The 21,465-nt window shown below is 73.0% G+C and carries 14 protein-coding genes and 4 pseudogenes; 11 read left to right on the top strand and 7 right to left on the bottom strand.

Annotated features, from left to right (window positions below; genetic code table 11):
* Positions 1 to 295: 295 nt before the first annotated feature.
* From ACOBQB_RS17040 to ACOBQB_RS17075, 8 genes and pseudogenes are all read left to right on the top strand, one after another.
* Positions 296 to 1,174, top strand: a pseudogene (locus ACOBQB_RS17040) (ABC transporter permease subunit); the annotation flags it as partial.
* A complete protein-coding gene (locus ACOBQB_RS17045) occupies positions 1,174 to 2,139 on the top strand; it encodes an ABC transporter permease (RefSeq protein WP_423592699.1) in 966 nt (321 codons plus the stop codon). The pseudogene ACOBQB_RS17040 and the gene ACOBQB_RS17045, both read left to right, overlap by 1 nt.
* Positions 2,136 to 2,905, top strand: a pseudogene (locus ACOBQB_RS17050) (purine-nucleoside phosphorylase). The gene ACOBQB_RS17045 and the pseudogene ACOBQB_RS17050 overlap by 4 nt, the downstream one beginning before the upstream one ends.
* A gap of 19 nt (positions 2,906 to 2,924) precedes the next feature.
* Positions 2,925 to 4,280, top strand: a complete 1,356-nt coding sequence (locus ACOBQB_RS17055) for an amidohydrolase (RefSeq protein WP_423592700.1) — start codon at positions 2,925 to 2,927, stop codon at positions 4,278 to 4,280.
* A complete protein-coding gene (locus tag ACOBQB_RS17060) occupies positions 4,277 to 4,930 on the top strand; it encodes a sulfite oxidase-like oxidoreductase (protein WP_423592701.1) in 654 nt (217 codons plus the stop codon). Before ACOBQB_RS17055 ends, ACOBQB_RS17060 begins: the two co-directional genes overlap by 4 nt.
* Positions 4,923 to 5,708, top strand: coding sequence for a ferredoxin reductase (locus ACOBQB_RS17065; RefSeq protein WP_423592702.1), 786 nt, complete (start codon positions 4,923 to 4,925; stop codon positions 5,706 to 5,708). Before ACOBQB_RS17060 ends, ACOBQB_RS17065 begins: the two co-directional genes overlap by 8 nt.
* Positions 5,709 to 5,785: 77 nt before the next feature.
* Positions 5,786 to 6,457 carry a FadR/GntR family transcriptional regulator gene (locus ACOBQB_RS17070; protein WP_423592703.1) on the top strand — a complete coding sequence of 224 codons (672 nt, stop codon included), beginning with the start codon at positions 5,786 to 5,788 and terminating at the stop codon, positions 6,455 to 6,457.
* A gap of 159 nt (positions 6,458 to 6,616) precedes the next feature.
* A complete protein-coding gene (locus tag ACOBQB_RS17075; protein ID WP_423592705.1) occupies positions 6,617 to 7,654 on the top strand; it encodes a PAC2 family protein in 1,038 nt (345 codons plus the stop codon).
* 62 nt (positions 7,655 to 7,716) lie between these two features.
* On the opposite strand, the gene ACOBQB_RS17080 is transcribed toward ACOBQB_RS17075, so the two are convergent.
* From ACOBQB_RS17080 to ACOBQB_RS17100, 5 genes are all read right to left on the bottom strand, one after another.
* Positions 7,717 to 10,782 (bottom strand): NPCBM/NEW2 domain-containing protein, encoded by a 3,066-nt coding sequence (locus tag ACOBQB_RS17080; protein WP_423592707.1) that lies wholly within the window; start codon positions 10,780 to 10,782, stop codon positions 7,717 to 7,719.
* A 104-nt stretch (positions 10,783 to 10,886) separates the two neighbouring features.
* Positions 10,887 to 12,116, bottom strand: coding sequence for a cysteine--1-D-myo-inosityl 2-amino-2-deoxy-alpha-D-glucopyranoside ligase (mshC, locus tag ACOBQB_RS17085; protein ID WP_423592709.1), 1,230 nt, complete (start codon positions 12,114 to 12,116; stop codon positions 10,887 to 10,889).
* A gap of 124 nt (positions 12,117 to 12,240) precedes the next feature.
* The gene (locus tag ACOBQB_RS17090; RefSeq protein ID WP_423592711.1) at positions 12,241 to 13,062 is read right to left on the bottom strand and encodes an SCO1664 family protein; all 822 of its coding nucleotides are present in this window, start codon (positions 13,060 to 13,062) and stop codon (positions 12,241 to 12,243) included.
* On the bottom strand, positions 13,026 to 13,616 hold the full coding sequence (locus tag ACOBQB_RS17095; RefSeq protein ID WP_399923242.1) for a DUF3090 domain-containing protein: 591 nt from the start codon (positions 13,614 to 13,616) through the stop codon (positions 13,026 to 13,028). The genes ACOBQB_RS17090 and ACOBQB_RS17095 overlap by 37 nt, the downstream gene beginning before the upstream one ends.
* A 67-nt stretch (positions 13,617 to 13,683) precedes the next feature.
* Complete coding sequence (locus ACOBQB_RS17100) at positions 13,684 to 14,370, bottom strand: histidine phosphatase family protein (RefSeq protein WP_230899884.1); 687 nt, start codon at positions 14,368 to 14,370, stop codon at positions 13,684 to 13,686.
* Between the two features lie 60 nt (positions 14,371 to 14,430).
* On the opposite strand from ACOBQB_RS17100, the gene corA reads away from it, so the two are divergent.
* Positions 14,431 to 15,429 (top strand): magnesium/cobalt transporter CorA, encoded by a 999-nt coding sequence (gene corA / locus ACOBQB_RS17105; RefSeq protein ID WP_423592712.1) that lies wholly within the window; start codon positions 14,431 to 14,433, stop codon positions 15,427 to 15,429.
* 53 nt (positions 15,430 to 15,482) lie between these two features.
* Here the strand turns inward: corA and ACOBQB_RS17110 are convergent.
* Positions 15,483 to 16,269, bottom strand: a pseudogene (locus tag ACOBQB_RS17110) (ferritin-like domain-containing protein).
* A 257-nt stretch (positions 16,270 to 16,526) separates the two neighbouring features.
* Positions 16,527 to 17,582, bottom strand: coding sequence for an LLM class F420-dependent oxidoreductase (locus tag ACOBQB_RS17115; protein WP_423592713.1), 1,056 nt, complete (start codon positions 17,580 to 17,582; stop codon positions 16,527 to 16,529).
* Positions 17,583 to 17,771: 189 nt separating this feature from the next.
* On the opposite strand from ACOBQB_RS17115, the gene ACOBQB_RS17120 reads away from it, so the two are divergent.
* Both ACOBQB_RS17120 and ACOBQB_RS17125 read left to right on the top strand, forming a co-directional pair.
* Entirely contained in the window at positions 17,772 to 18,752 is a 981-nt protein-coding gene (locus ACOBQB_RS17120) for an aldo/keto reductase (RefSeq protein WP_423592715.1), read from the top strand.
* A 164-nt stretch (positions 18,753 to 18,916) separates the two neighbouring features.
* Positions 18,917 to 21,369: pseudogene (locus ACOBQB_RS17125) on the top strand (ATP-binding domain-containing protein).
* Positions 21,370 to 21,465: the final 96 nt, after the last annotated feature.

Below are 21,465 nucleotides of genomic sequence, written 5' to 3' on the forward strand. Positions count from 1 at the left end.
CAACGGCCCGGACCGGCCCGACGGCTCCGACCGCCCCGGCCGGCCCCGCACCCCTCCCCCGCCACTTCCCCCGCCCCCGCCAAGGAAGGCCCCTGACATGGCCGTCCAGAGTCTGTCCGAGGGGCGGTCCGCGGCTGTGTCGCGGCTGTTGCGCTCCTCCGCCCTGCACTCCGTCGTCGCCGCCGTGCTCGTCGGCGCGCTCTTCCTGGTCGGCACCGGCGCCGACCCCGTGGGGGCGTACGGCTCCGTCGTCAGCGGGGCCCTTGGGCCCGACGGCATCGGGTCCACCCTGACGACCGGCACCAGCATCCTCGGGCTCGCCGTGGCGCTCGCCATTCCGATGCGGGCGGGGCTGCTGAACCTCGGCGGTGACGGCCAGTTGGTGCTCGGCGGGATCGCCGCCGCGACCACCGGGCTGTACGTCCCGCTGCCCGCGCCGCTCGCCGTGGCCGCCGCGCTGCTCGCCGGGATGCTGGCGGGCGGGGCCTACGCCGCGCTCGCCGCCACCTGCCAGAACCGGTTCGGCGTACCGCTGCTGGTGAGCAGTCTGCTGCTCGGCTATCCGGCGATGTCGTTCGCCTCCTACCTCGCGCGTTTCCCGCTCAAGGAGGACGGTTCCAGCCTGCCGCAGACCAGGCCGCTGCCGGACGGTGTCGCGCTGCCTGCCTTCGGTTCGTCGACGGTCACCGTGGGGCTCGTGCTCGTCGCGCTCGCCGCCGCGGTGTTCGCCTTCGCGGACGCCCGCACCGCCACGGGTTACGAGATGCGCATGACGGGGCTCAATCCGCGCTTCGCGGCGTACGCGGGTGTCGACAGGCCGCGCCTGACACTGCGCCTGATGGCCCTGTCCGGGGCCGTCGCGGGGCTGGTCGGCGCGATCGGGGTGCTCAGCTTCCCGTACCGCTTCATCGACGGTTCGCTGACGGCCGCCGGGCACACCTGGACCGGGCTCACCGCCGCGCTGCTCGCCTCGGCCGCACCGCTCGGCACGGCGCTCGCCGCGCTGTTCTTCGCCGCGCTCGACGTCGGCGGGCTCGCCATGGAGCGGGCCACGGAGGTGCCGCGTGAGCTGACGCAGGTGCTCCAGGCCGTCGTCATCGTCTTCCTGGCCGCGCGGCTCCGACTGACCTGGCGGCGCGCCGCCAAGGCCACACGCCGCAAGGGGGACCTGTGATGTCCGTCGACTCCGCACTCTTCCACTCGGCGCTGCTCGCCCTCACGCCGATCCTGCTCGCCGCGCTCGGCGGCGCGGTCTGCGAGCGGGCGGGCGTGTTCAACATCGGCCTCGAAGGCATGATGCTGATCGGCTGCTTCAGCGCGGTCGCGGGCAGCTGGTTCACCGGCAGCGCGTGGCTCGGTGTCCTGTTCGGTGCCCTCTCCTCGGCGGCGTACGCGATGATCCTCGCCGTGGGAACCATCACGCTGCGCGGTGACGCCGTCGTCCTCGGGGTCGCGCTGAACCTCCTGGCGGTCGGCCTGACCGGGTTCCTTCTGCGTACGGTCTTCGGCGTGCAGGGCACCTTCTCCGACCCGCGGCTGGCGGGGCTCGGCGGCGTCGACCTGCCGGGCCTTGACGCCGTCCCCTTCGTCGGACCGGTCCTTTCCGGCCACTCCCCGCTCGTGTACGTCTCCTGGGCGGCCGTGGCCGTCGCGGCCGTGTTCCTCGCCCGGCACCCCTGGGGCCTGCGGCTTCGCGGGGTGGGCGAGGCGCCGGACGCGGCGGCGACGCTCGGCGTGCGCCCGGCCACGTACCAGTACGCGGCCGTCCTCACCAGCGGCCTCCTGTGCGGTCTCGCGGGCGCCCAACTCGCCCTCGGCAACGTCACGTTGTTCTCGGAGAACATGACGGCGGGGCGCGGCTGGATCGCCGTGGTCGCGGTCATGCTGGGCCGGGCGCTGCCGCTCGGGGTGCTGCTCGCCGCGCTGCTCTTCGGTGTCGCGGAGGCGGTCGGTTTCCGGCTCCAGGGCCATGGCCTGCCGCAACAAGCGACCGACGCCGCCCCCTACGTGGTGACCCTGATCGCCCTCTTCCTGTCCACGGCGCGCCGCAAGCGGCGTAAGCGCCTCAAGTCCGTGGGGCCCAAGGCCGGGGGCTCGGCGCCCCCGGCCCCCGAGCCCCTGGTAGGAGTCTCCTCATGACGTCGCTCACCGACGCCCTGCCCATCACCCGCGTCCCGCGCACCGGACTGCCCGCCCAGGCGGTGGTGGTCGGCGATCCGGGGCGCGCGGCCGCCGTCGCCGATCTGCTGTCCGACGCGAAGGAGGTGTCGTACCACCGCGAGTACCGCACCTTCACCGGCTCCTGGCAGGGCACGGAGGTCGTCGTCTCCTCGCACGGCGTCGGTGCCCCCGGGGCGATCCTGCTCTTCCAGGAGCTCGCCGAGGCGGGCGTCCGCACGATGGTGCGGCTCGGCACGGCGGGCGCCATCCGCCCCGGCATCCGCGACGGCGACCTGGTCATCGCGGACGCGGCGGTACGCGACGACGGCGTGACCCAGCAGCTGATCCCCGCCGAGTACCCGGCGTTCTCCGCCCCGGAGGCGGTCATCGCCCTGGAGCGCGCGGCGCGGGCGGCCGGCGCCCCTACCACCGGGGCGTGGTGTGGACGCGGGCCGCGTTCCAGCCGGGCTTCCTGCCGCTGCCCGGCGAGGCGTACACGGCCGCCGGGATCGCCGCCATCGAGATGGAGCTGTCCGCGCTGTACGTCTTCGCCTCCACGCACGGCCTGACGGCGGGCGGCGCGCTGGTCGTGGACGGCGCGAACGCGGACGAACTCGTCGCCGAGGACGCGCCGTTCTCGACGAGCGGCTACGACCCGCACCGCGACGTGGTGGCCGAAGGGGTCGACCGGGGCGCCCGGATAGCCTTGGACGCGCTGCGTCTGCTGGCCGCGGCCGAGCACTGAACAGGGAGAGACGCGACCGATGCACACCACCGACCTGCCGGCCCAGACCCGCGGCGGCTCCCTCGACCTGCTGGTGCACGGCGGGGACGTGCTGACCGTCGACGCCTCGGGCACGGTCGTCGCGGACGGCGCGGTGGCCGTCCGGGACGGCCGGATCGTCGAGGTGGGCCCCGCCGGGCGGCTGCGCGCCGCGTACGAGGCCGCCGAGGAGATCGACGCGCGGGGCTGCCTCGTGCTGCCGGGGCTCATCAACACCCACACGCACCTGGCGATGAACCTCATGCGGGGCATCGCCGACGACGTCACGCTCCAGGGCTTCCTGGCCCGGGTGATCCCGCGCGAGGCCGAGATCCTCTCCCCCGCCACGGTGACGGCCGCCCTCGGCGCCGCGATCGCCGAGTCCGTGCGGGGCGGGGTGACCACCGCCCTCGACATGTACTGGTTCCACGAGGCGGCCGAGGCGGTGGCGCGCGAGGCCGGGTGGCGGCTGCTGACCGGGCCGACGTTCATGGACGTGCCGGGCCCGCCGGACGGCCGCCCCTACGCGGAGCGGGCCGACTGGGCGGCGGCCGACCTGAAGTCCCGTACGCCGGCGCCCGGCACCCGCCCCGTCGTCTTCGCGCACTCCGCGTACACGCTGGACCCCGCGCAGCTGACGGAGATATCCGCGCTGGCCCGGGAGCACGGCGCCCTACTGCACCTGCACGCCTCCGAGAACGCGGGCGAGGTGGCGATGGTCACCGAGCGGCACGGCATGCGCCCGGTGGAGCTGCTCGACTCGCTCGGCGTCCTCGGCCCCGACACGCTGCTCGCGCACGCCGTCGACCTCACGGACGCGGAGGTCGCGACGCTGGCCCGTACCGGCACGGCCGTCGCGCACTGCCCGGTGTCGAACCTCAAGCTGGGCTGCGGCATCGCGCGCGTGCCCGAGCTGCTCGGAGCGGGTGTCACGGTGGGCCTCGGTACCGACGGCGCCGTGAGCTCCAACACACTCGATGTGCTGGGCGCGGTGAAGGTGGCCGCGCTGGTGCACAAGGCGGGCGGCGATCCCACGGCGGTCGGCGCCGAGCAGGCCGTACGGATGGCGACGATCGAGTCGGCGCGGGCGCTCGGCCTCGACGCCCAACTGGGCTCCCTGGAGGCGGGCAAGCGCGCCGACCTCGTCGTCGTCGACCTGGACCGGCCGCACCTCGCGCCCCGGCACGACCCCTGGTCGACGCTCGCGTACGCCGCCACGGCCGGTGACGTGCGGGACACCGTGGTCGACGGGCGGGTCCTGATGCGCGGGCGCACCCTGCGTACGCTGGATGAACCGGCTGTCCTGCGTGCCCTGCGGGACGCGGCGACCGACCCCGGAGTGACGAGCACCGTATGACCTCCCCATCGCGCACGACGCCCGCCGAGGCGGAGCCCTCCGAGCCCACCCGCGGCTTCACCGGCCGCGCCCGCGCGGCCGACCGCGACCCGCGCCTGCCGCCCGGCCAGTACGACGCGCGCGACGGCTGGCCCGTCCTGTCCGCCGAGGTGACGCCGCAGCTGGCCGCCGCCGACTGGACGTTCCGCGTGGACGGCCTGGTGGCGGCGGAGCACACCTGGACCTGGGACGAGGCGCACGCGCTGCCGCCTTCCGAGTACCGCGGTGACATCCACTGTGTGACCAGCTGGTCCAAGTTCGGCGTGCGGTTCGGCGGGGTGAGCCTGGACACGTTCCTGGCCGCCGCCCGGCCGCTGGCCACGGCCACGCACGTCGTCGCGTACTCCCACACCGGCTACACCACCAACCTGCCGCTCGCGGACGTGACGGGCGGCAAGGCGTGGATCGTCTGGGAGTACGGGGACGAGCCGCTGCCCGCCGAGCACGGCGGCCCGGCCCGGCTGATCGTCCCCCACCTCTACTTCTGGAAGAGCGCCAAGTGGATCGCGGGGCTGCGCCTGCTGGACCGCGACGAGCCGGGCTTCTGGGAGCAGAACGGCTACCACCACCGGGGCGACCCGTGGGCCGAGGAGCGTTACGCAGGTGACTGAGACCCCGTATCACGAGGGCGCTTTCGTGCCGCCGACGCGGTTCGCCGTGCCCGGCCGGATCGCCGTCAGCAACCGCGCCGCCGCCCTGTGGCAGCGGGCGCTGATCACGGACATCCGCCGGGAGACGGCGGCCGTGTCGACGTTCCGGCTCAAGGTCCCCGACTGGCAGGGGCACCTGCCGGGCCAGCACCTCATGCTGCGGCTCACCGCGGCGGACGGCTACGTCGCCCAGCGGCACTACTCCATCGCCTCCGCGCCCGATGCGAGCGGCGAGATCGAGCTGACCCTCGACCATGTGCCGGGCGGCGAGGTGTCGGGGCATCTGCACACCGTGGCCCGGGTCGGCGACACGGTCGAGGTGCGCGGGCCGCTGTCCGGCTTCTTCGCGTGGCCCGGCGACCGTCCCGCGCTGCTGCTCGGGGCCGGGTCGGGCGTGGTGCCGCTGATGTCGATGATCCGCCACCACCGCCTCGCGGGTCTCACCGTGCCGCTGCGGCTCATCGTCTCGGCGCGCACGCCCGAGGACCTGATCTACGCCGACGAGTACGCGGACGAGACCAGCGTCGTGCTGACCCGCGCCGAAGGCCGGCTGAACGCGGCCCACCTGGCGCCCTTCCTCGGCGGGGCGGGGCGGCCCGAGGGCGGCTGGTCAGGGTGGCCCGAGGGCGGCTGGGAGGCGTACGTCTGCGGCTCCAACGGGTTCGCGGAGCATGCCTCGCGGCTGCTGGTGGAGGGCGGCCAGCCGGTGGACCGGATCAGGATCGAACGCTTCGGCTGAAGCCGCGCAGCGCAGGGGACATAATCAGCACACACATCGGATGTCTGTTGGTTCTTTGAATCCTGAGGCGAGGTCCCATGGCTGTCACCGACGAGGCCATCGAGAAGATCAAGGGAATGATCGTCTCCGGCGCGCTGGGCCCCGGCGACCGGCTGCCCAAGGAGAGCGAACTCGCCGCCGGCCTCGGCCTGTCCCGCAACTCCCTGCGCGAGGCGGTCCGCGCGCTCTCGCTGATCCGCATCCTCGACGTGCGCCAGGGCGACGGCACGTACGTGACGAGCCTGGACCCCCAACTCCTCCTGGAGGCGCTGAGCTTCGTCGTCGACTTCCACCGCGACGACACGGTCCTGGAGTTCCTCGCCGTACGCCGCATCCTGGAACCGGCGGCCACCGCCATGGCCTGCGCCCACATCGGCGAGGCGGAACTGGACGCGCTGGCGCGGCAGTTGGACGAGCTGGGGGGCGCCCCGTCCGTGGAGGAGCTGGTCGCCTGCGACCTGGAGTTCCACCGCGGCATCGTGCGGTCCTCGGGCAACTCCGTCCTGTGCTCCCTGCTGGACGGCCTGTCCGGGCCCACCACCCGCGCCCGCGTCTGGCGCGGCCTGACCCAGGAGGACGCCGTCAGCCGCACGCTGCACGAGCACCGCGCGATCCTCACGGCGCTGCGCGACCGCGACGCGGAGGCGGCCAGGTCGTGGGCGACGGTGCACATCGCGAGCGTGGAGCAGTGGCTGCGCTCCACGCTGTGACGGCGCTCCGGGCCCATGGAACGCCCCCGTTCCCCGCTGTTTCCCGCCGCCGGAGGTGGGCAGTGATCACGCATTCCCCATAGCGAGGGGGCTGCTGAGGGCCCCTTCCGACGCCGTAAGGTTGGGGCGTACGCAAGGGAACATCGGAAGGAGGCCTGGGTGATCGAGCTCGAGGGAGTTCCCGAGCTGGTCGACCCGGTCATGGTGGCCGCGTTCGAGGGCTGGAACGACGCCGGCGACGCCGCCTCCGCCGCGGTCGCGCACCTCGACAAGGAGTGGAAGGGCGAGGTGTTCGCGGCGCTGGACGCCGAGGACTACTACGACTTCCAGGTCAACCGCCCGACCGTCTGGCTCGACGACGGGGTACGCAAGATCACGTGGCCGACGACCCGGCTCTCGGTGGTCCGCGTCGGCGGCGACAAGCCCCGTGACCTCGTCCTGGTCCGCGGGATCGAACCGTCCATGCGCTGGCGGTCGTTCTGCAACGAGATCCTCGGCTTCGCGCACGAACTGGGCGTCGAGCTGGTGGTGATCATGGGTGCGCTGCTCGGCGACACCCCGCACACCCGGCCGGTCCCGGTCAGCGGCGTGACGTCCGACCCGGACCTGGCGCGCACCATGGATCTGGAGGAGACGAAGTACGAGGGCCCGACGGGCATCGTCGGCATCCTCCAGGAGGCGTGCACGCACGCGGGCGTCCCGGCGGTCAGCCTCTGGGCGGCCGTCCCGCACTACGTCTCGCAGCCGCCGAACCCGAAGGCGACGCTCGCGCTCCTCAACCGTCTGGAAGACCTGATCGGCCTGCGCATCCCGCTGGGCGAGCTGGCCGAGGACGCGCGCGCCTGGCAGCTCGGCGTGGACCAGCTGGCCGCCGAGGACAGCGAGGTCGCCGAGTACGTCCAGTCGCTGGAGGAGGCGCGGGACACCGCCGAGCTCCCGGAGGCCTCGGGCGAGGCCATCGCCCGGGAGTTCGAGCGCTATCTGCGGCGCCGTGACGGTGGCGGCGGTGGTGACGGCGGCGGGCCCTTCTCCCGCGACACCCCGCCGAGCGACCGCACCCGCCCCCCGAAGCCCAAGCCCACCCAGCGGCCCGGACAGGACACGGAGGGGCCGGTGGCGGAGGGACCAGTGGCGGAGGGTGAGAGCGAGGGCGGCGGCGAGAGCCCGTCGGATTCCTCGGATTCCTCGGACGACTGAGAGATTCCCGCCGGTCGGCACGGGGCGGAAGGGTTGCTCCCTCCGCCCCTGTCACCCACTTCCTACGCGCAACTGAACTTGGCCGCCGCCCAGTCTCCGTGGTCCCCGCTCTTGGAGCCGTTGGTGTCCTTCACCGTGAGCTCCACGTGCCGGGCGCCGCGCACGTCGACGTCCACCGGCACGGTCGCCGAGGCCCCCGTCACCTTCGGCGAGGTCCACAGCACCTTGCCGTCGGCCTCGACGGAGAAGGCCACCTCTCCGTAGCCGTTGATCTCGTCGTCGATGCCCACGTCGGCGGTGAACTTCGTGCAGCGCCCGCCCGGGTAGACCTCGATGACGGAGTCCGCGTGCGCCCCGATCCCCTTCTCGTAGATCTTGCCCGCGAGGGTCAGCGTCCGGCCGTCGGCGGCGCCCGACTCGCCGTTGCTGCGGTCGCGTTCGGCCGGCCCGTAGCCGTTGGTGGACTTCAGCCACACCATGTCGCTCGCCCACGTGACGTGCTTGTCCGGCGCCTCGGGCATCACGCCGAGCGCGAACCGCTGGACGGCGGTGCGCTCCTGACCCGCCGAGCGGTGGCGGACACGCGCGGTCAACGTCTGCTCGCCCGGCTTCGCGTCCTTCGCCGGGGTGAGGGGCACCTCGACGCGGCGCGTGGTGCCCGCCGCAATCTTGTCGGCTTTCGCGGTGCCGGCGGTCCAGCCCTCGGGCGCGTCGAGGGTGACCTCGACGTCGGTGGTGTCCCTCGTGCCCGCCGTGACGTCGACGGTGACCTTGCCCGGCGTGCCCGCGCCCAGCTCCTGGCCCGCGGGCACGCCGACGGTGGCGGCAGCCCCGGGTACGGCGCCGCCGACGGCGCTCGTGTCGTCGAGGGTCAGCTCGAAGGCGCGGTCGGTGCGCAGGGAAGTCGTCTTGACGTTCACCACACCGCCCCGGTCGTCCCGGTCGTAGAACCAGCCCCGCGCCGCCTTCTCGTACGCGGCCTTCGACGTGAGCCGCGGCAGCCCGCTCCCGTCCAGCTCGACACGGCTCGGCGCGTCCCCGGTGTGCAGTGTGAACGCGTAGGGCCGGGTGCTCTGCTTCCCGTCGAAGCGTCCCTTGCTCGCGCCGATCCGCACGCTCACGTCGCCCGCTCCGGAGCGCGGCGCCCGGACGTCGGCGCGCTGGGTGGCGTACTCGCCGTCGCGGTGCCGCCGGGTCACGCCGTCGTCCTCGTACAGCTCGAAGGAGGAATTCCCCTGCGGGTAGATGTCCCAGGCGAGCGGTGAGTCAGCCGTGCGGTCCTCGTAGGAGCGGATGCCGCCCGGCCACATCGGTACGCTCGCGCCGCCCCTGACGAACAGGGGCAGGGTGTCGAGGGGCGCGCTGTAGTTGTCGACCGTGGTCGGGCCCTGGTAGGTGCGGCCGCTCCAGTAGTCGATCCAGGTGCCCTTGGGGAGGTAGATGCCGTCGCGGGTGGCGGTGTCCTTGTAGACGGGTGCGACGAGGAAGTCCTCGCCGGTCAGGAACTCGTACTTGGCGGCGTCGGTGGCCGTCTTCGGGTCGTCGGGGTACTCCAGGGCCAGCGGCCGCACGGCGCCGACACCGGTCTCCGTCGCCTCGTGCGCGTACGAGTAGAGGTAGGGCAGCAGGGACTCGTGCAACTTCAGGTACGTGCGGTTGATGGAGGTGTACGGCTTGCCGTACCGGAAGGGCTGCTTGTCCCTGGCTGCCCAGCCGTCCATCGTCATTGTGACCGGCAGGAACATCTTCCACTGGAGGTCGCGTACGTACGTCTTGGGGCTGCCGCCGAAGATGCCGTCGACGTCACCGGTCGTGTAGGCGAGGCCGGACATGGTGGACCCGGCGTACGTCGGGATCTGCCAGCGGATGTACTCCCAGCTGCCGCTCTGGTCGCCGGACCACTGGACCCCGCAGCGCTGCGCGCCCGACCAGCTCTCGGGGGCCCAGGTGAAGCCGCGGGCGTCGCTGTTGTCCTCGATGCCCTGGTACGCGTCCTTGCAGCCGTCCAGCGCCTTCTTGTAGCCGTCGCCGACCCAGGCGACGTCCAGCTTGGCGACGCGCTGGCCCGCCCTGACCTGCTCGGCGATCTTTTCGAGGCCGTCCTCGGTCCACAGGCCCATCTTCATCTTGCGCTCGGCGAGGCCCTTGGAGGTCTCGGCGAGGTCCTCGTAGCCGCAGCCGTAGCCGTCGTTGACGAGCATCCAGCCGTTCGGCATGTCGTGCTCCACGTAGCCGTCGGCGACCTTCAGGGCGTCCAGGGTGTGCCGCTCGCCGCGGTTGGCGTTGTGGAGGTAGCAGTCGGCATCGCCTATCTCCATGCCGTAGACGGGCGGCAGGAAGGGTTTACCGGTGAGCTTCGTGTACTGCCCGATGACGTCCTTGGCCGCGTCGGTGCCGCGCCCGGCGAAGTAGTAGGCGTCAAAACGCTGTTCCTTCGCGGTGGCGGTCACCGGCTCGGCGAAGTCGTACGTGTTGGGGGCGTAGGTATTGCGGAAGACTCCGTAGCCGGCCGAGGAGAGGTAGAAGGGCACGGAGTTGGGGTGGCCGCCGTCGTTCCAGTTGTAGTCGACGGCGACCTCGACCTTCTGGCCGCGGTGCGAGGTGTTGCCGCGGCCGTTCTGCATGCCGGCGCCGTAGAACTGCTCGTCGGTGCCGCGCGCGAGGCTCTGCGTGGTGGTGTCCTTCGTCCAGGACAGCCCCTTGGTCTCGGCCCACAGGCGCGTGCCGTCGGCGCGGTGCAGGGCGAAGCGCAGCGGCGACTTATAGGCGCGCAGCGTCACCTTGGAGGTGCTGAACTCGTAACGGTCGCTCTTCTCGCGCCACTTGGTGTACGGGGCCCGGCCCTGCGGCAGGACGATGTCCTTGCCCGCCGGGTCGGTGAACGTGCCGTCGGGGGCGAGTTCGAGGCGGAAGGTCTCCGTGGAGACGAAGGTGACGCGGGCCACGGCCTTGCCCGCGCTCAGGCGGTAGACGCCGCCCGCGTGGTCGAAGCCGGTGACGTCCCCGACGGTGGTGGCGCCGTCGTCGGCGGCCTGCGCCGGGGCGTCGCCGCCGGGCACCGCGAACGCCGCGAGGAGGCCCAGCAGGGCGGCGGCGACCGCCGATCTGAAGCGCGTGGGAGATCTCATGGCGGAGGTCTAGCGCGTCGACCCCCGCCGGGGCCATGGACTTTGCTGGGCCGCTCCTGGATTTGTGGAGCGGCCCATTCAGGGAAGGTGTGGGCAGGCGGGTGTCACAGGGCCACGCCGAGCAGCGCGTCCACCGCCCGCGATACGACGCCGGGCGCCCCCTCGTCCGTACCGCCCTCGGCGGCCTGGCGGGCGGCCCAGCGGTCGACGGCGGCCAGCGCGGACGGCGCGTCCAGGTCGTTGGCGAGGGCCTCGCGGATCTCCTCGACGAGCGCCTCGGCGGAGGGTCCGTCAGGGCGGGAGACGGCGGCGCGCCAGCGGCCGAGCCGCTCGATCGCCTCCGTGAGGACGGCGTCGGTCCACTCCCAGTCCGCGCGGTAGTGGTGCGCGAGGAGGGCGAGGCGAATCGCCGCCGGGTCGACGCCGTCGCGCCGCAGCTTCGACACGAAGACGAGGTTGCCCTTGGACTTCGACATCTTCGCGCCGTCCAGGGCGACCATGCCGGCGTGGACGTACGCCTTGGCGAAGGGGTACTCGCCGGTCAGTGCCTGGGCATGCGAGGCGCCCATCTCGTGGTGCGGGAAGGCGAGGTCGGAGCCGCCGCCCTGCACGTCGAAGCCCATGCCCAGGTGGTCCAGGGCGATGGCCACGCACTCGATGTGCCAGCCGGGCCGGCCGCGGCCCAGAGAGCCGCCGTCCCAGCTCGGCTCGCCCTCGCGGGCCGCCATCCAGAGCATCGGGTCGAGGGGGTTCTTCTTGCCGGGGCGCTCGGGGTCGCCGCCGCGCTCGGCGGAGAGCAGCTTCATGGCGGCGGCGTCGAGCCCGGAGACCTCCCCGAAGTGGGCGTCGGACTCGACGGAGAAGTAGGTGTCGCCCTCCAGTTCATAGGCGGCGCCCATGTCGCGGAGGCGTTCGACGAGCGGCACGATGCCGGGTATCGCCTCGACGGCCCCGATGTAGTGCTGCGGCGGCAGGAGCCGCAGCGCGGTCATGTCCTCGCGGAACAGAGCGGTCTCGCCCTCGGCGAGCTCGACCCAGTCCTTGCCGTCGCGGGTGGCGCGTTCCAGGAGCGGGTCGTCCACGTCGGTCACGTTCTGGACGTAGTGAACCTGCCGCTTGGTGTCGAGCCACACGCGCTGCACGAGGTCGAACGCGTTGTAGGTCGCCGCGTGACCCATGTGGGTCGCGTCGTACGGAGTGATGCCGCAGACGTAGATACGGGCGACGGGACCGGGGTCGAGGGTGACGAGCTCACCGGTCGCGGTGTCGTGGATCCGGAGGTCGCGGCCCTTGCCGGGAAGGGCGGGGACCTCAGAAGCGGGCCAGGCATGCATGACCTGAGCCTAACCGGACGGGGCGTCCGTATACGAGTGGGGATCATCGATCGGTGGCCGGACGGACCCTCTTGCGGTCACGACCGGCCTGTGCGGTGCCGTGTGCGGGGGCCGGTGCGGGGCTCTAGACCGGCGGCCAGGGGATCGCCGGCCACTCGCCCGACGGCTCGGGATGGCGGCCCGATTCCAGCAGGGAGTCCACCCGCGCGCGCAGTGCGTCGGTCTCCGCCGCCGTGATGAGCCCGGCGAGCCGCTCGGCGAGGGCGGCTCCCTCCTTGAGGGCGTCCCGCAGGGCCTGGAGGACCTCGACGGCCTCCTCGGTCAGCGGCTCCCCCGCCCAGCCCCACAGGAGGGTGCGCAGCTTGTCCTCGGCGTTGAAGGTGACGCCGTGGTCGATGCCGTAGAGACGCCCGTCGGCGGCCAGCAGGTGGCCGCCCTTGCGGTCGCCGTTGTTGATCACGGCGTCGAGCACCGCGAGCCGCCGCAGCCGGGCGTCGTCCGCGTGCACGAGCAGCGCGGTGCGGTCCTCGTCGACCTGGGCGCGCCCGACCGCCTTCCAGCCCTCTTCCGGCTCGTCGGCGTCGACCAGGGCGAGCAGCGCCTCGTCGCCCGACGGCTCGATCCACAGCTGGCACATGCCCTGGCCGTAGGGCCCGTCCCGCAGCACGGTCGGCGGCACGAGGCCCCAGCCGGTGGCCCGCGACACCTCGTAGGCGGCGACCTCGCGCTGGGCGAGCGTGCCGTCGGGGAAGTCCCACAGGGGGCGCTCCCCGGCGACCGGTTTGTAGACGCAGGCCGCTTCCTCGCCCTCGTACGCGACCGTGCAGTAGAGCACCGCGTTGGAGGCCTCGCGGATCTGCCCGCGCACGGTGAGCTCCCCGTGCGTGAGGAGCGTGACGGGGTCGGTGGTCACACTCCCCGCCGGTATCCGTTCTGACGCGGGCATACGTGTCCTTCCGGGTCGAGCGGGAGGCTGCACAGCGGGCACGGCGGTCGGCCCGCGTTCACGACATCGAGGGCCCGCTTGGCGAACGCGCGGGCCTGGGCGCCGGTGAGCCGCACGCGGAGCATCGGCGGGCCGTTCTCCTCGTCCTGGAGGAGCTTCTCCTCGGCTTCGGCGAGGTCGTCGTCGGAGTCGGCGTCCAGTTCGACGAGAGCCTGTGCCTCGACGATCATTCGCTCCTCCTCGCCGTCCCAGGCGAGCGCCATCGTGCCGACGCGGAACTCCTCCTCCACGGGGGAGTCGAGCGGCGCGCTGTCGGTGATCTCGGCGGGCGCGACGGCCGGCACGGCGGCGTTGCCCCCGCTGCGGCGCACCACCTCGTCGAGGAGTTCCTCCATGCGTTCGGCGAGCGCGGCCACCTGGGTCTTCTCCAGGGCGACGCTGGTCACCCTGACGCCCGCCGAGGCCTGGAGGAAGAAGGTACGCCGTCCTGGCAGCCCGACCGTTCCCGCGACGAAACGCTCCGGAGGGTCGTAGAGGAACACCTGACGGGACACGTCCTGTCTCCATTGGATCGACTGCAAGGGGGCTGCTTCAACCGCTTCACCCTACTGCGGGCGACGATCACGGTGCGCCCGCACCGCCCCCCACCGTCGCGTCGTCGCCCGGCGGCTCCTCCCTCGGCACGAGCGAGGCGAAGTCGCCGGTGTCCCCGAGGCGTACGAGGAAGGGGCGCAGCCGGGTGTAGCGGATGACGGTGACGGAGCAGGGCTCCACGGAGATGCGCTGGAACAGGTCGAGGTGGAGCCCGAGGGCCTCGGCGACAAGGGACTTGATGATGTCCCCGTGCGAGCACATCAGGTAGACGGCGTCCTCGCCGTGCTCGCGCTCCACGCGCGCGTTCCACTCGCGTACCGCCTCGGCGGCGCGTGTCTGCATGGCCCGCATGGACTCGCCGCCGGGGAAGGCGGCCGCGGACGGGTGCCGCTGGACGACCTCCATCAGCGGCTCGTCGGCCAGCTCGGCGAGCTTGCGGCCCGACCAGTCGCCGTAGTCGCACTCGCCGATGCGGTCCTCGGTGTGCGCCGGGAGCCCGGGGCGGGCGGCGAGCAGCGGTGCGACGGTCTCCCGGCAGCGCTGCAAGGGGCTCGTGACGACTTCGGCGAGGGGGACGCCCGCCAGCCGGGCGGGGAGCGCGGCGGCCTGCTCGGCGCCGCGCTCGTCGAGGGCCACGCCGGGGGTCCACCCGGCGAGCAGACCCGCGGTGTTGGCTGTGGAACGTCCGTGCCGGACGAGGATCAGCGTGGGCATGCGGACCAGCCTAAGCGCCGGGAAGTGATACCCCCGGGGTGACTGGGAACCCTGTGCAGTGTGATTGTCGACTGTGCCATTTACCGCGAGGGTCGCCGCAGCGAGGGCCCGCAGGACTTCTCCGACGCCCTGGACGAGGCGCGAGCCGCGAGTGAGGCGTTCGTCTGGATCGGCCTGCATGAGCCGACCGAGAGCGAGTTCGACAAGGTCAGCGAGGAGTTCGGGCTCCATCCGCTGGCCGTGGAGGACGCCCTGAAGGCCCACCAGCGGCCCAAGCTGGAGGTGTACGACGACTCCCTGTTCATGGTCCTCAAGCCGGTCGTGTACGAGCCGCACACCGACAACGTCTCCTCCGGCGAGGTCATGATTTTCATGGGTGACTCGTTCGTGGTGACCGTCCGGCACGGCGAGGGCGCCCCCCTCGGGGCCGTGCGCGACCGCCTGGAGGCCGACCCGGACGTCCTGCGGCACGGACCCACTGCCGTCCTGTACTCGATCGCCGACGCCTCCGTGGACCACTATCTGGAGGTCGCGGACGAGCTCCAGGAGGACCTGGAGGTTCTGGAGACGGAGGTCTTCTCGCCGGACGGCGGCGGTTCGCGCCACACGGCGTCCAGGATCTACAACTTCAAGCGGCAGATCCTCGAATTCCGCCGGGCGACCGGGCCGCTGTCCCTGCCGCTGGCGCGCCTCTCCGGAGCGGGCCCCTTCGGGCCTCCGGTGCCTTTCGTCGACGAGACGGCGCAGCCCTTCTTCCGGGACGTCAACGACCACCTGACCCGCGTGAACGAATCCGTGGAGGGTCTTGACCGGCTGGTCTCGGACATCCTGTCCGCGCATCTGGCGCAGATGAGCGTGCGGCAGAACGACGACATGCGGAAGATCTCGGCATGGGCGGCCATGGCCGCGGTCCCCACGATGATCGCGGGTATCTACGGCATGAACTTCGACCACATGCCGGAGCTGCACTGGACATGGACGTACCCCGCCGTGATCGTCGTGATGGTCGTCCTCGAAGTGCTCCTGTACCGCATGTTCAAGCACCGCGGCTGGCTGTAGGCCGGCTCTTCCGAGAGGTGGCCCAGGTCTTCGGAGAGGTGCCCCAGGCCCTCTCAGGCGAACTCGGGGGCGGGGGCCGCGGGCCCGCCCAGGGCGTCGCGCCGCTCGGGCCGCTTCAGCGAGACCATGCGTCGCCAGCCGCCGAGCCGCTCGTACGCGTACACGCCGTGGATGCCCGTGGCGAGCACCTTCCGCTTCGTGGGCGGCCAGCGCAGGATGCGCCCCATGTGGTCCAGCACGGCGAGGCTCACATCGCGGTGGACGGATCTCGGCGAGCGCGCACTCGCGCAGGAGGCGCTGGATGGTGTGGCCGTGCCCGGCGGACGCGAGGCGCAGGAGCTCCTCGTGGCAGTACGCGAGGTGGTTGTCCTCGTCGTTCGAGATCATCCGGACCGCGCGGCCGATCTCCGGGTGGTCGGCGAAGTACCTGAGCAGCAGCCGCAGCTGCTCCGAGGCGCGCTGCTCGGTGACGCGGCTGTGCGCGAGGTAGACAAGGATGTCCCGGACGGTCAGTTCCCGGTCGGCCTTCAGCTGCTCGTGGGCGAGGCCGATGCCGTGCTTCTCCAGGAGCAACGTGTAGTCCGTCTCGTGCGGTACGTCGACGGGCCGCAGGCCGCGCTTCTTCAGGAGGGCGCGGAAGATCCGGCCGTGCTTGTCCTCGTCGGCGCCGTGCCGGGTGATCTTGGGTGCGAGTGCGCGCTCGGTCGCGGGGACGAGCGCGGCGATGCGGCCGTTCTCCCAGCCGCCCTGTGCCTCGCCGCTGGCGGCGATGGAGCAGAAGAGCCGGAAGGACTCGTCGTTGCCGAGGATCTCCTCGAAGACACTCCTGGCCGAAAGCATCACTGGCACCTCCATGCCCCTGTACGCGGGCCCTCGTACGCGGCCCCCTGTACGCGGACCTCCGCGAAGAAGCAGTCAAGTGCGAGGTCCGCCGCCGGGCAACAGGGGTGCGGGCCGTCTCGGCCGGACGAGGGACGCCGGTGGCGGGTCCGAGGCCGTAACCGAGGGGGCCCGTGCCGCGTTGTTCCCCGTGACGGCCGTGGCGGGGAAGACCCCCCGAGCCCCCACCACGGCCGCAGAAATCCCTCTCTCCCCGGTTACGCCAGTCCGGCGCGTTCCAGTGCCTCGGTGCCCGCCCGCAGCGCGGCGATCCGGTCCTCCAGCGTGAAGCCCGCGGGCGACAGCGTGAGCGTGGTGACACCCGCCGCCGCGTAGGCCTGCATCCGGTCGGCGATCCGGTCCACTGAGCCGAGCAGCGTCGTCGAGTCGATCAGCTGCCGCGGGATGGCCGCGGCCGCGCCGTCCTTGTCGCCCGCCAGGTACTTGTCCTGGATCTCGGCGGCCTCCTTCTCGTACCCCATGCGCCGCGCGAGCTGGTTGTAGAAGTTCTGCTTGCGGCTGCCCATGCCGCCGACGTACAGCGCGGTGTAGGGCCGGAACATGTCCGCCAGGGTGTCCACCTGGTCGTCCCCGCCGACCGCGATCGGCAGCGTCGGGACGACGTCGAAGCCGTCCATGGTCTTGCCGGCCTTCTCGCGCCCGGCGCGCAGGGGGCGCAGCGCGGTCTCCTCCAGGTGCTCGGCGGCCGGGAAGATCAGCAGGGCGCCGTCGGCGATCTCGCCGGTCTGCTCCAGGTTCTTCGGGCCGATCGCTGCGATGTAGAGCGGGATGTGCTCCCGCTGGGGGTGGACCGTCAGCTTGATGGGCTTGCCGGGGCCGCCGGGCAGCGGCAGCGTCCAGTGCTCGCCCTCGTAGGAGAGACGCTCGCGGGTCATGGCCTTGCGGACGATCTCGACGTACTCACGCGTGCGGGCCAGCGGCTTGTCGAACTTGACGCCGTACCAGCCCTCGGAGACCTGCGGGCCCGAGACACCGAGGCCGAGGCGGAACCGGCCGCCGGAGAGCGAGTCGAGGGTGGCGGCCGTCATCGCGGTCATCGCGGGCTGCCGGGCCGGGATCTGGAAGATCGCGGAACCGATGTCGATGCGTTCGGTCTGCGCGGCCACCCAGCTGAGCACCGTCGCGGCGTCCGAGCCGTACGCCTCCGCCGCCCAGCAGACCGCGTAGCCGAGCCGGTCGGCCTCCTTGGCGACCGCGAGATTGTCCGCGTCCATCCCGGCGCCCCAGTAGCCGAGGTTGATCCCGAGCTGCATGGCCGATCCCCTAACCGCTGTACTCACGAGTAACGTTCCTGTGCCGGGGACTGTAGCGCGCGGGCGCGGAATCCGTCAGGGGCTGGTCGGGTCGGTCGGTTCCCCTCAGGGGTGGCCGAGTTCTCCACAGTCGCGGGTTTGTCCACAGGCTCGCCCGCCGCCGGGGCGTGGCCAGTAATCTCAGCGCCCATGGAGCAGAGGCATCTCGGCCGGACCGGCCTGCGCGTGTCCCGCATCGGACTCGGCACCCTCACGTGGGGCCATACCGAGGAGAGCGACGCCGCCGAGCTGTTGAAGGTGTTCTGGGAGGCGGGCGGCACCCTCGTCGACACGGCGGACGTGTACGGCGACGGCGGGTCCGAGTATCTGCTCGGTCGCCTGATCGAGCGGCTCGTCTCCCGGCGTGACCTGGTCATCGCCACCAAGGCGGGCAGCGTGCCCGACCCCGAGCGGCGCTTCGACGGCTCGCGGGGCCATCTGCTCTCCGCGCTCGACGCCTCGCTCGCCCGCCTCGGCACGGATTACGTGGACCTGTGGCAGGTGCACGCCTTCGACCCCCGCACTCCCCTGGACGAGACCCTGCAGGCCCTCGACATCGCGGTCAGCAGCGGCCGCGCGCGCTACGCGGGAGTGTCCAATTTCTGCGGCTGGCAGCTCGCCAAGGCCGCGACCTGGCAGCTCTCGATGCCGGGCACACGCACCCGTATCGCCAGTACGCAGATGGAGTACTCCCTGCTCCAGCGCGGCGTCGAGCGCGAGGTGCTGCCCGCCGCCATCGACCTGGGCGTGGGGCTCCTGCCCTCCTCGCCGCTCGGCCGGGGGGTGCTCACCGGGAAGTACCGCCACGCGACGCCCGCCGACTCGCGCGGCGGCTCCGACCACATGGCGCCCTTCGTCGCGCCGTACTTGGACGACGCGGCGGGGCACATCGTCGACGCGGTCGCGACGGCCGCCGACGGGCTCGCGGCGACGCCGCTCCAGGTCGCGCTGGCCTGGGTGCGGGACCGCCCCGGAGTGACGGCCCCCATCGTCGGCGCGCGCAACGCACAGCAGCTCACGGCCGCGTTGTCAGTGGAGACCCTTAGTCTTCCTGACGAGATCTGCCAGGCGCTCGACGATGTGTCGGCGCCCGTGCACCGCTATCCCGATCACGACTGGAGCACGCTGTGAGTACGGAACCCGCTGCCGCGGAGGACCCCGGGACCGCTGCCGCGGAGCGAGTGGAGTCCCCCGGCGCGGAGGACACCACCCCGCCGCCGCCCTCCGACGCCGAGGCTCCGGTGCGGCCTGCCGCGCCGGCGGACCGGGAGGGCGCGGAGGAAAGCTCTGAGGGGGTGGAGAAGGCGGAGAGCGAGACCGCCGACGCCACCGCCGGAAGCGGTGAGCCCGCTCAGCCGTCCGAGGCCGAGACCGAGCCCGACCAGCCCCCCAAAGCTCCGACAGAGCCTGCCGCACCGGCGGCAGACAATGGCCCGGACGAGGGCCCCGCGGGCTCCGAAGGGGCGGAGAAGGCGGAGAGCGAGACCGCCGACGCCACCGCCGGAAGCGGTGAGCCCGCTCAGCCGTCCGAGGCCGAGACCGAGCCCGACCAGCCCCCCAAAGCTCCGACAGAGCCTGCCGCACCGGCGGCAGACAATGGCCCGGACGAGGGCCCCGCGGGCTCCGAAGGGGCGGAGAAGGCGGAGAGCGAAGCCGCCGACGCCACCGCCGGGAGCGATGAAGCCGCTCAGCTGTCCGAGGCCGAGGCGGAGATCGCCGCGCAGCGGGAGTTGCGGGAGCGGATCGAGCAGCGCAAGGCGTCCAAGGAAGGGCCCATCGCGGCCGGGACGAAACTGAGCGGGACCGCCGCGGACCTGCTCGCCGCCGTGCGCGCCGTGGAGAGCGGTGAGAAGCCCGTCGCCAGCGCCTTCCGGGAGCCGGAGCCCGCACGGCGCAGGCCGGCCCGGTGCCCGTGCAGGAGCCCGTGCGCCCCCGCCCCTCGGCACAGGCGGCGCCCGCCGAGGAGAGTGTCGCCGCGGTCCGTGCCGTGCTCGCCGAAGGAGGCGCGCCGGAGACCCTCGCCGCGCCGACGGCGGCCGCGCTCGGCGAGGGCGCGGACGACCAGCTGCGCGCGGACCCCTGGCAGTTGCTGCGGGTCGGCGGCGTGCGCCCCGAGCAGGCCGACGGGTTCGCGCGGGCGCTGCTCGGCCCCGCGTGCGGGCCCGACGACGAGCGCAGGGGCCGCGCGATCACCGTGTGGCTCCTGGAGCAGGCGGCCGTCGCGGGACACACGGCGCTGGACGCCGCCGCGCTGACCGCGGCCCTGGCGCAGCGCTCTGTGCCGGACCCGGACGCCGCGGTGCAGAGCGCCCTGGCGGAGGGCGACGCCCTGGTCTTCCAGGACGCCCTCGAAGGGGCCGAGGCGGTACCGGTCCAGCGCTCGGACGACGAGGACGAGCAAGAGGCGGAAGGCGGCCATGAAGAACAGGAGCGTCCCGTCCGCGTCCTGATCGGACTTGAGCGGTACGCGCTGGCGGAGGAGAGCCTCGCCGACGGACTCGCCCGGATCGTCAACTCCCTGCCCAAGGAGGACGGCCCGGGCCCCCGGGACGCCGACTGGGAGGCCGCCGCGGCCCAGGCGCCCGGGTCCACGGCCGAGCTGATCCGTGCCGTGGGCGGCCACGGTCTCGTGCTGCACTCCGGTGGCGAGGCGGCGCGCGCCGAGCCCGCCGCGCTGGTGGCCGTGGCCGCCGCGCTCGGCCTTCGGGTGTGCGCCGCCGCCCACAGCACCGACGGACGGCGCCGCCTCGCGCAGGCGACGAGCCCCGACAAGACAGGCGAGGCGGCAGAGACGGCCGTGACCGTGGCGGGGCTGCTCGCCGGGACGCAGGGCCCCGGGCGTGACGCCGACGGCGCCCTCGCCCTCGACCTCCTGGTCGTCCTGGACGCCCCACAGTTGGACGTGGAGTCCGCGGCGATGCTCGTGGAGTCCCTGCCGGACGGCGTCCGCCTGGTGCTCAGCGGCGACCCGGCAGGGCTGTGGTCGGCGGGCCCCGGACGGGTCTTCGCCGACCTCGTCGCCGCCCGCTGCTGCCCGCAGGTCGTCTCGCGCACCCCGGACCCCGGCCCGCTCGGAGAGCTGACGTCCGGCATCGGCATCGGCGAGCTGAACCAGGTCGAGGCGCCCGGCAAGGAGGTCGTGCTCGTCCCGGTGCGCGACGCCGCCGAGGCGATCCACCGCACGGTGCAGCTCGTCGCGGACTCGGTGCCCAGGGCGATCGGTGTGCCCGCCGAACAGACGCAGGTCATCACCCCGGGCCACGGCGGCGCCGCCGGCACCCGCGTGCTCAACGCCGCGCTGAAGGAGCGGCTGAACCCCGGCCCCGGCCGGTTCGGCGGCTTCGACCCCGGCGACCGGGTCGCCCACGTCCCGGAGCCGGGCCGCACGACGCTCGGCCGTGTGGTGCGGGCCGACGCCGAGGGGCTGCACCTGGAGTGCGACGGTGCCCCCGTGCTCGTACGCAGGGAGCGGGTGGACCGTGAGGTGCGGCACGCCTGGGCGCTCACGGCACACCAGGCGGCCGGGCTGCGCTGGCCCGCCGTGGTCGTGGTGCTGCCCGGCGACGCGGCGCAGACGCTGACCCGGCCGTGGGTCTACACCGCGTTCAGCCGGGGCGAGCGGCATCTGTCGGTCGTGCAGGGCGTCGAGCAGGCCCTGCCGCGCGCGGTGGCGGAGCGCCTCTGGAAGGGCCGTACGACGCGCCTGCGGACGCTGCTGCGCCCCCAGGTCCCCTCGGCGGCGTCCTGAGCCGCTGAGCCCGGGTCGGCACGGCACCGACCGGCCCCGGCTCCATGAGTGAGCCCGCCGACCCAGGCCAGGAGGGGCGGCGGCTCACCGGATCGC

Origin of the sequence: Streptomyces sp. G5(2025) (genome assembly GCF_049542075.1) — a bacterium.
Classification (GTDB): domain Bacteria; phylum Actinomycetota; class Actinomycetes; order Streptomycetales; family Streptomycetaceae; genus Streptomyces.

Excerpts from the sequence above, each read along its gene's own strand:
- ACOBQB_RS17045 (WP_423592699.1), top strand. The coding sequence starts at position 1,174 with ATGTCCGTCGACTCCGCACTCTTCCACTCGGCGCTGCTCGCCCTCACG.
- ACOBQB_RS17055 (WP_423592700.1), top strand. The coding sequence starts at position 2,925 with ATGCACACCACCGACCTGCCGGCCCAGACCCGCGGCGGCTCCCTCGAC.
- ACOBQB_RS17060 (WP_423592701.1), top strand. The coding sequence starts at position 4,277 with ATGACCTCCCCATCGCGCACGACGCCCGCCGAGGCGGAGCCCTCCGAG.
- ACOBQB_RS17070 (WP_423592703.1), top strand. The coding sequence starts at position 5,786 with ATGGCTGTCACCGACGAGGCCATCGAGAAGATCAAGGGAATGATCGTC.
- ACOBQB_RS17080 (WP_423592707.1), bottom strand. The coding sequence starts at position 10,782 with ATGAGATCTCCCACGCGCTTCAGATCGGCGGTCGCCGCCGCCCTGCTG.
- mshC (WP_423592709.1), bottom strand. The coding sequence starts at position 12,116 with ATGCATGCCTGGCCCGCTTCTGAGGTCCCCGCCCTTCCCGGCAAGGGC.
- ACOBQB_RS17090 (WP_423592711.1), bottom strand. The coding sequence starts at position 13,062 with ATGCCCGCGTCAGAACGGATACCGGCGGGGAGTGTGACCACCGACCCC.
- ACOBQB_RS17100 (WP_230899884.1), bottom strand. The coding sequence starts at position 14,370 with ATGCCCACGCTGATCCTCGTCCGGCACGGACGTTCCACAGCCAACACC.
- ACOBQB_RS17115 (WP_423592713.1), bottom strand. The coding sequence starts at position 17,582 with ATGCAGCTCGGGATCAACCTCGGCTACTGGGGCGCCGGGATGGACGCG.
- ACOBQB_RS17120 (WP_423592715.1), top strand. The coding sequence starts at position 17,772 with ATGGAGCAGAGGCATCTCGGCCGGACCGGCCTGCGCGTGTCCCGCATC.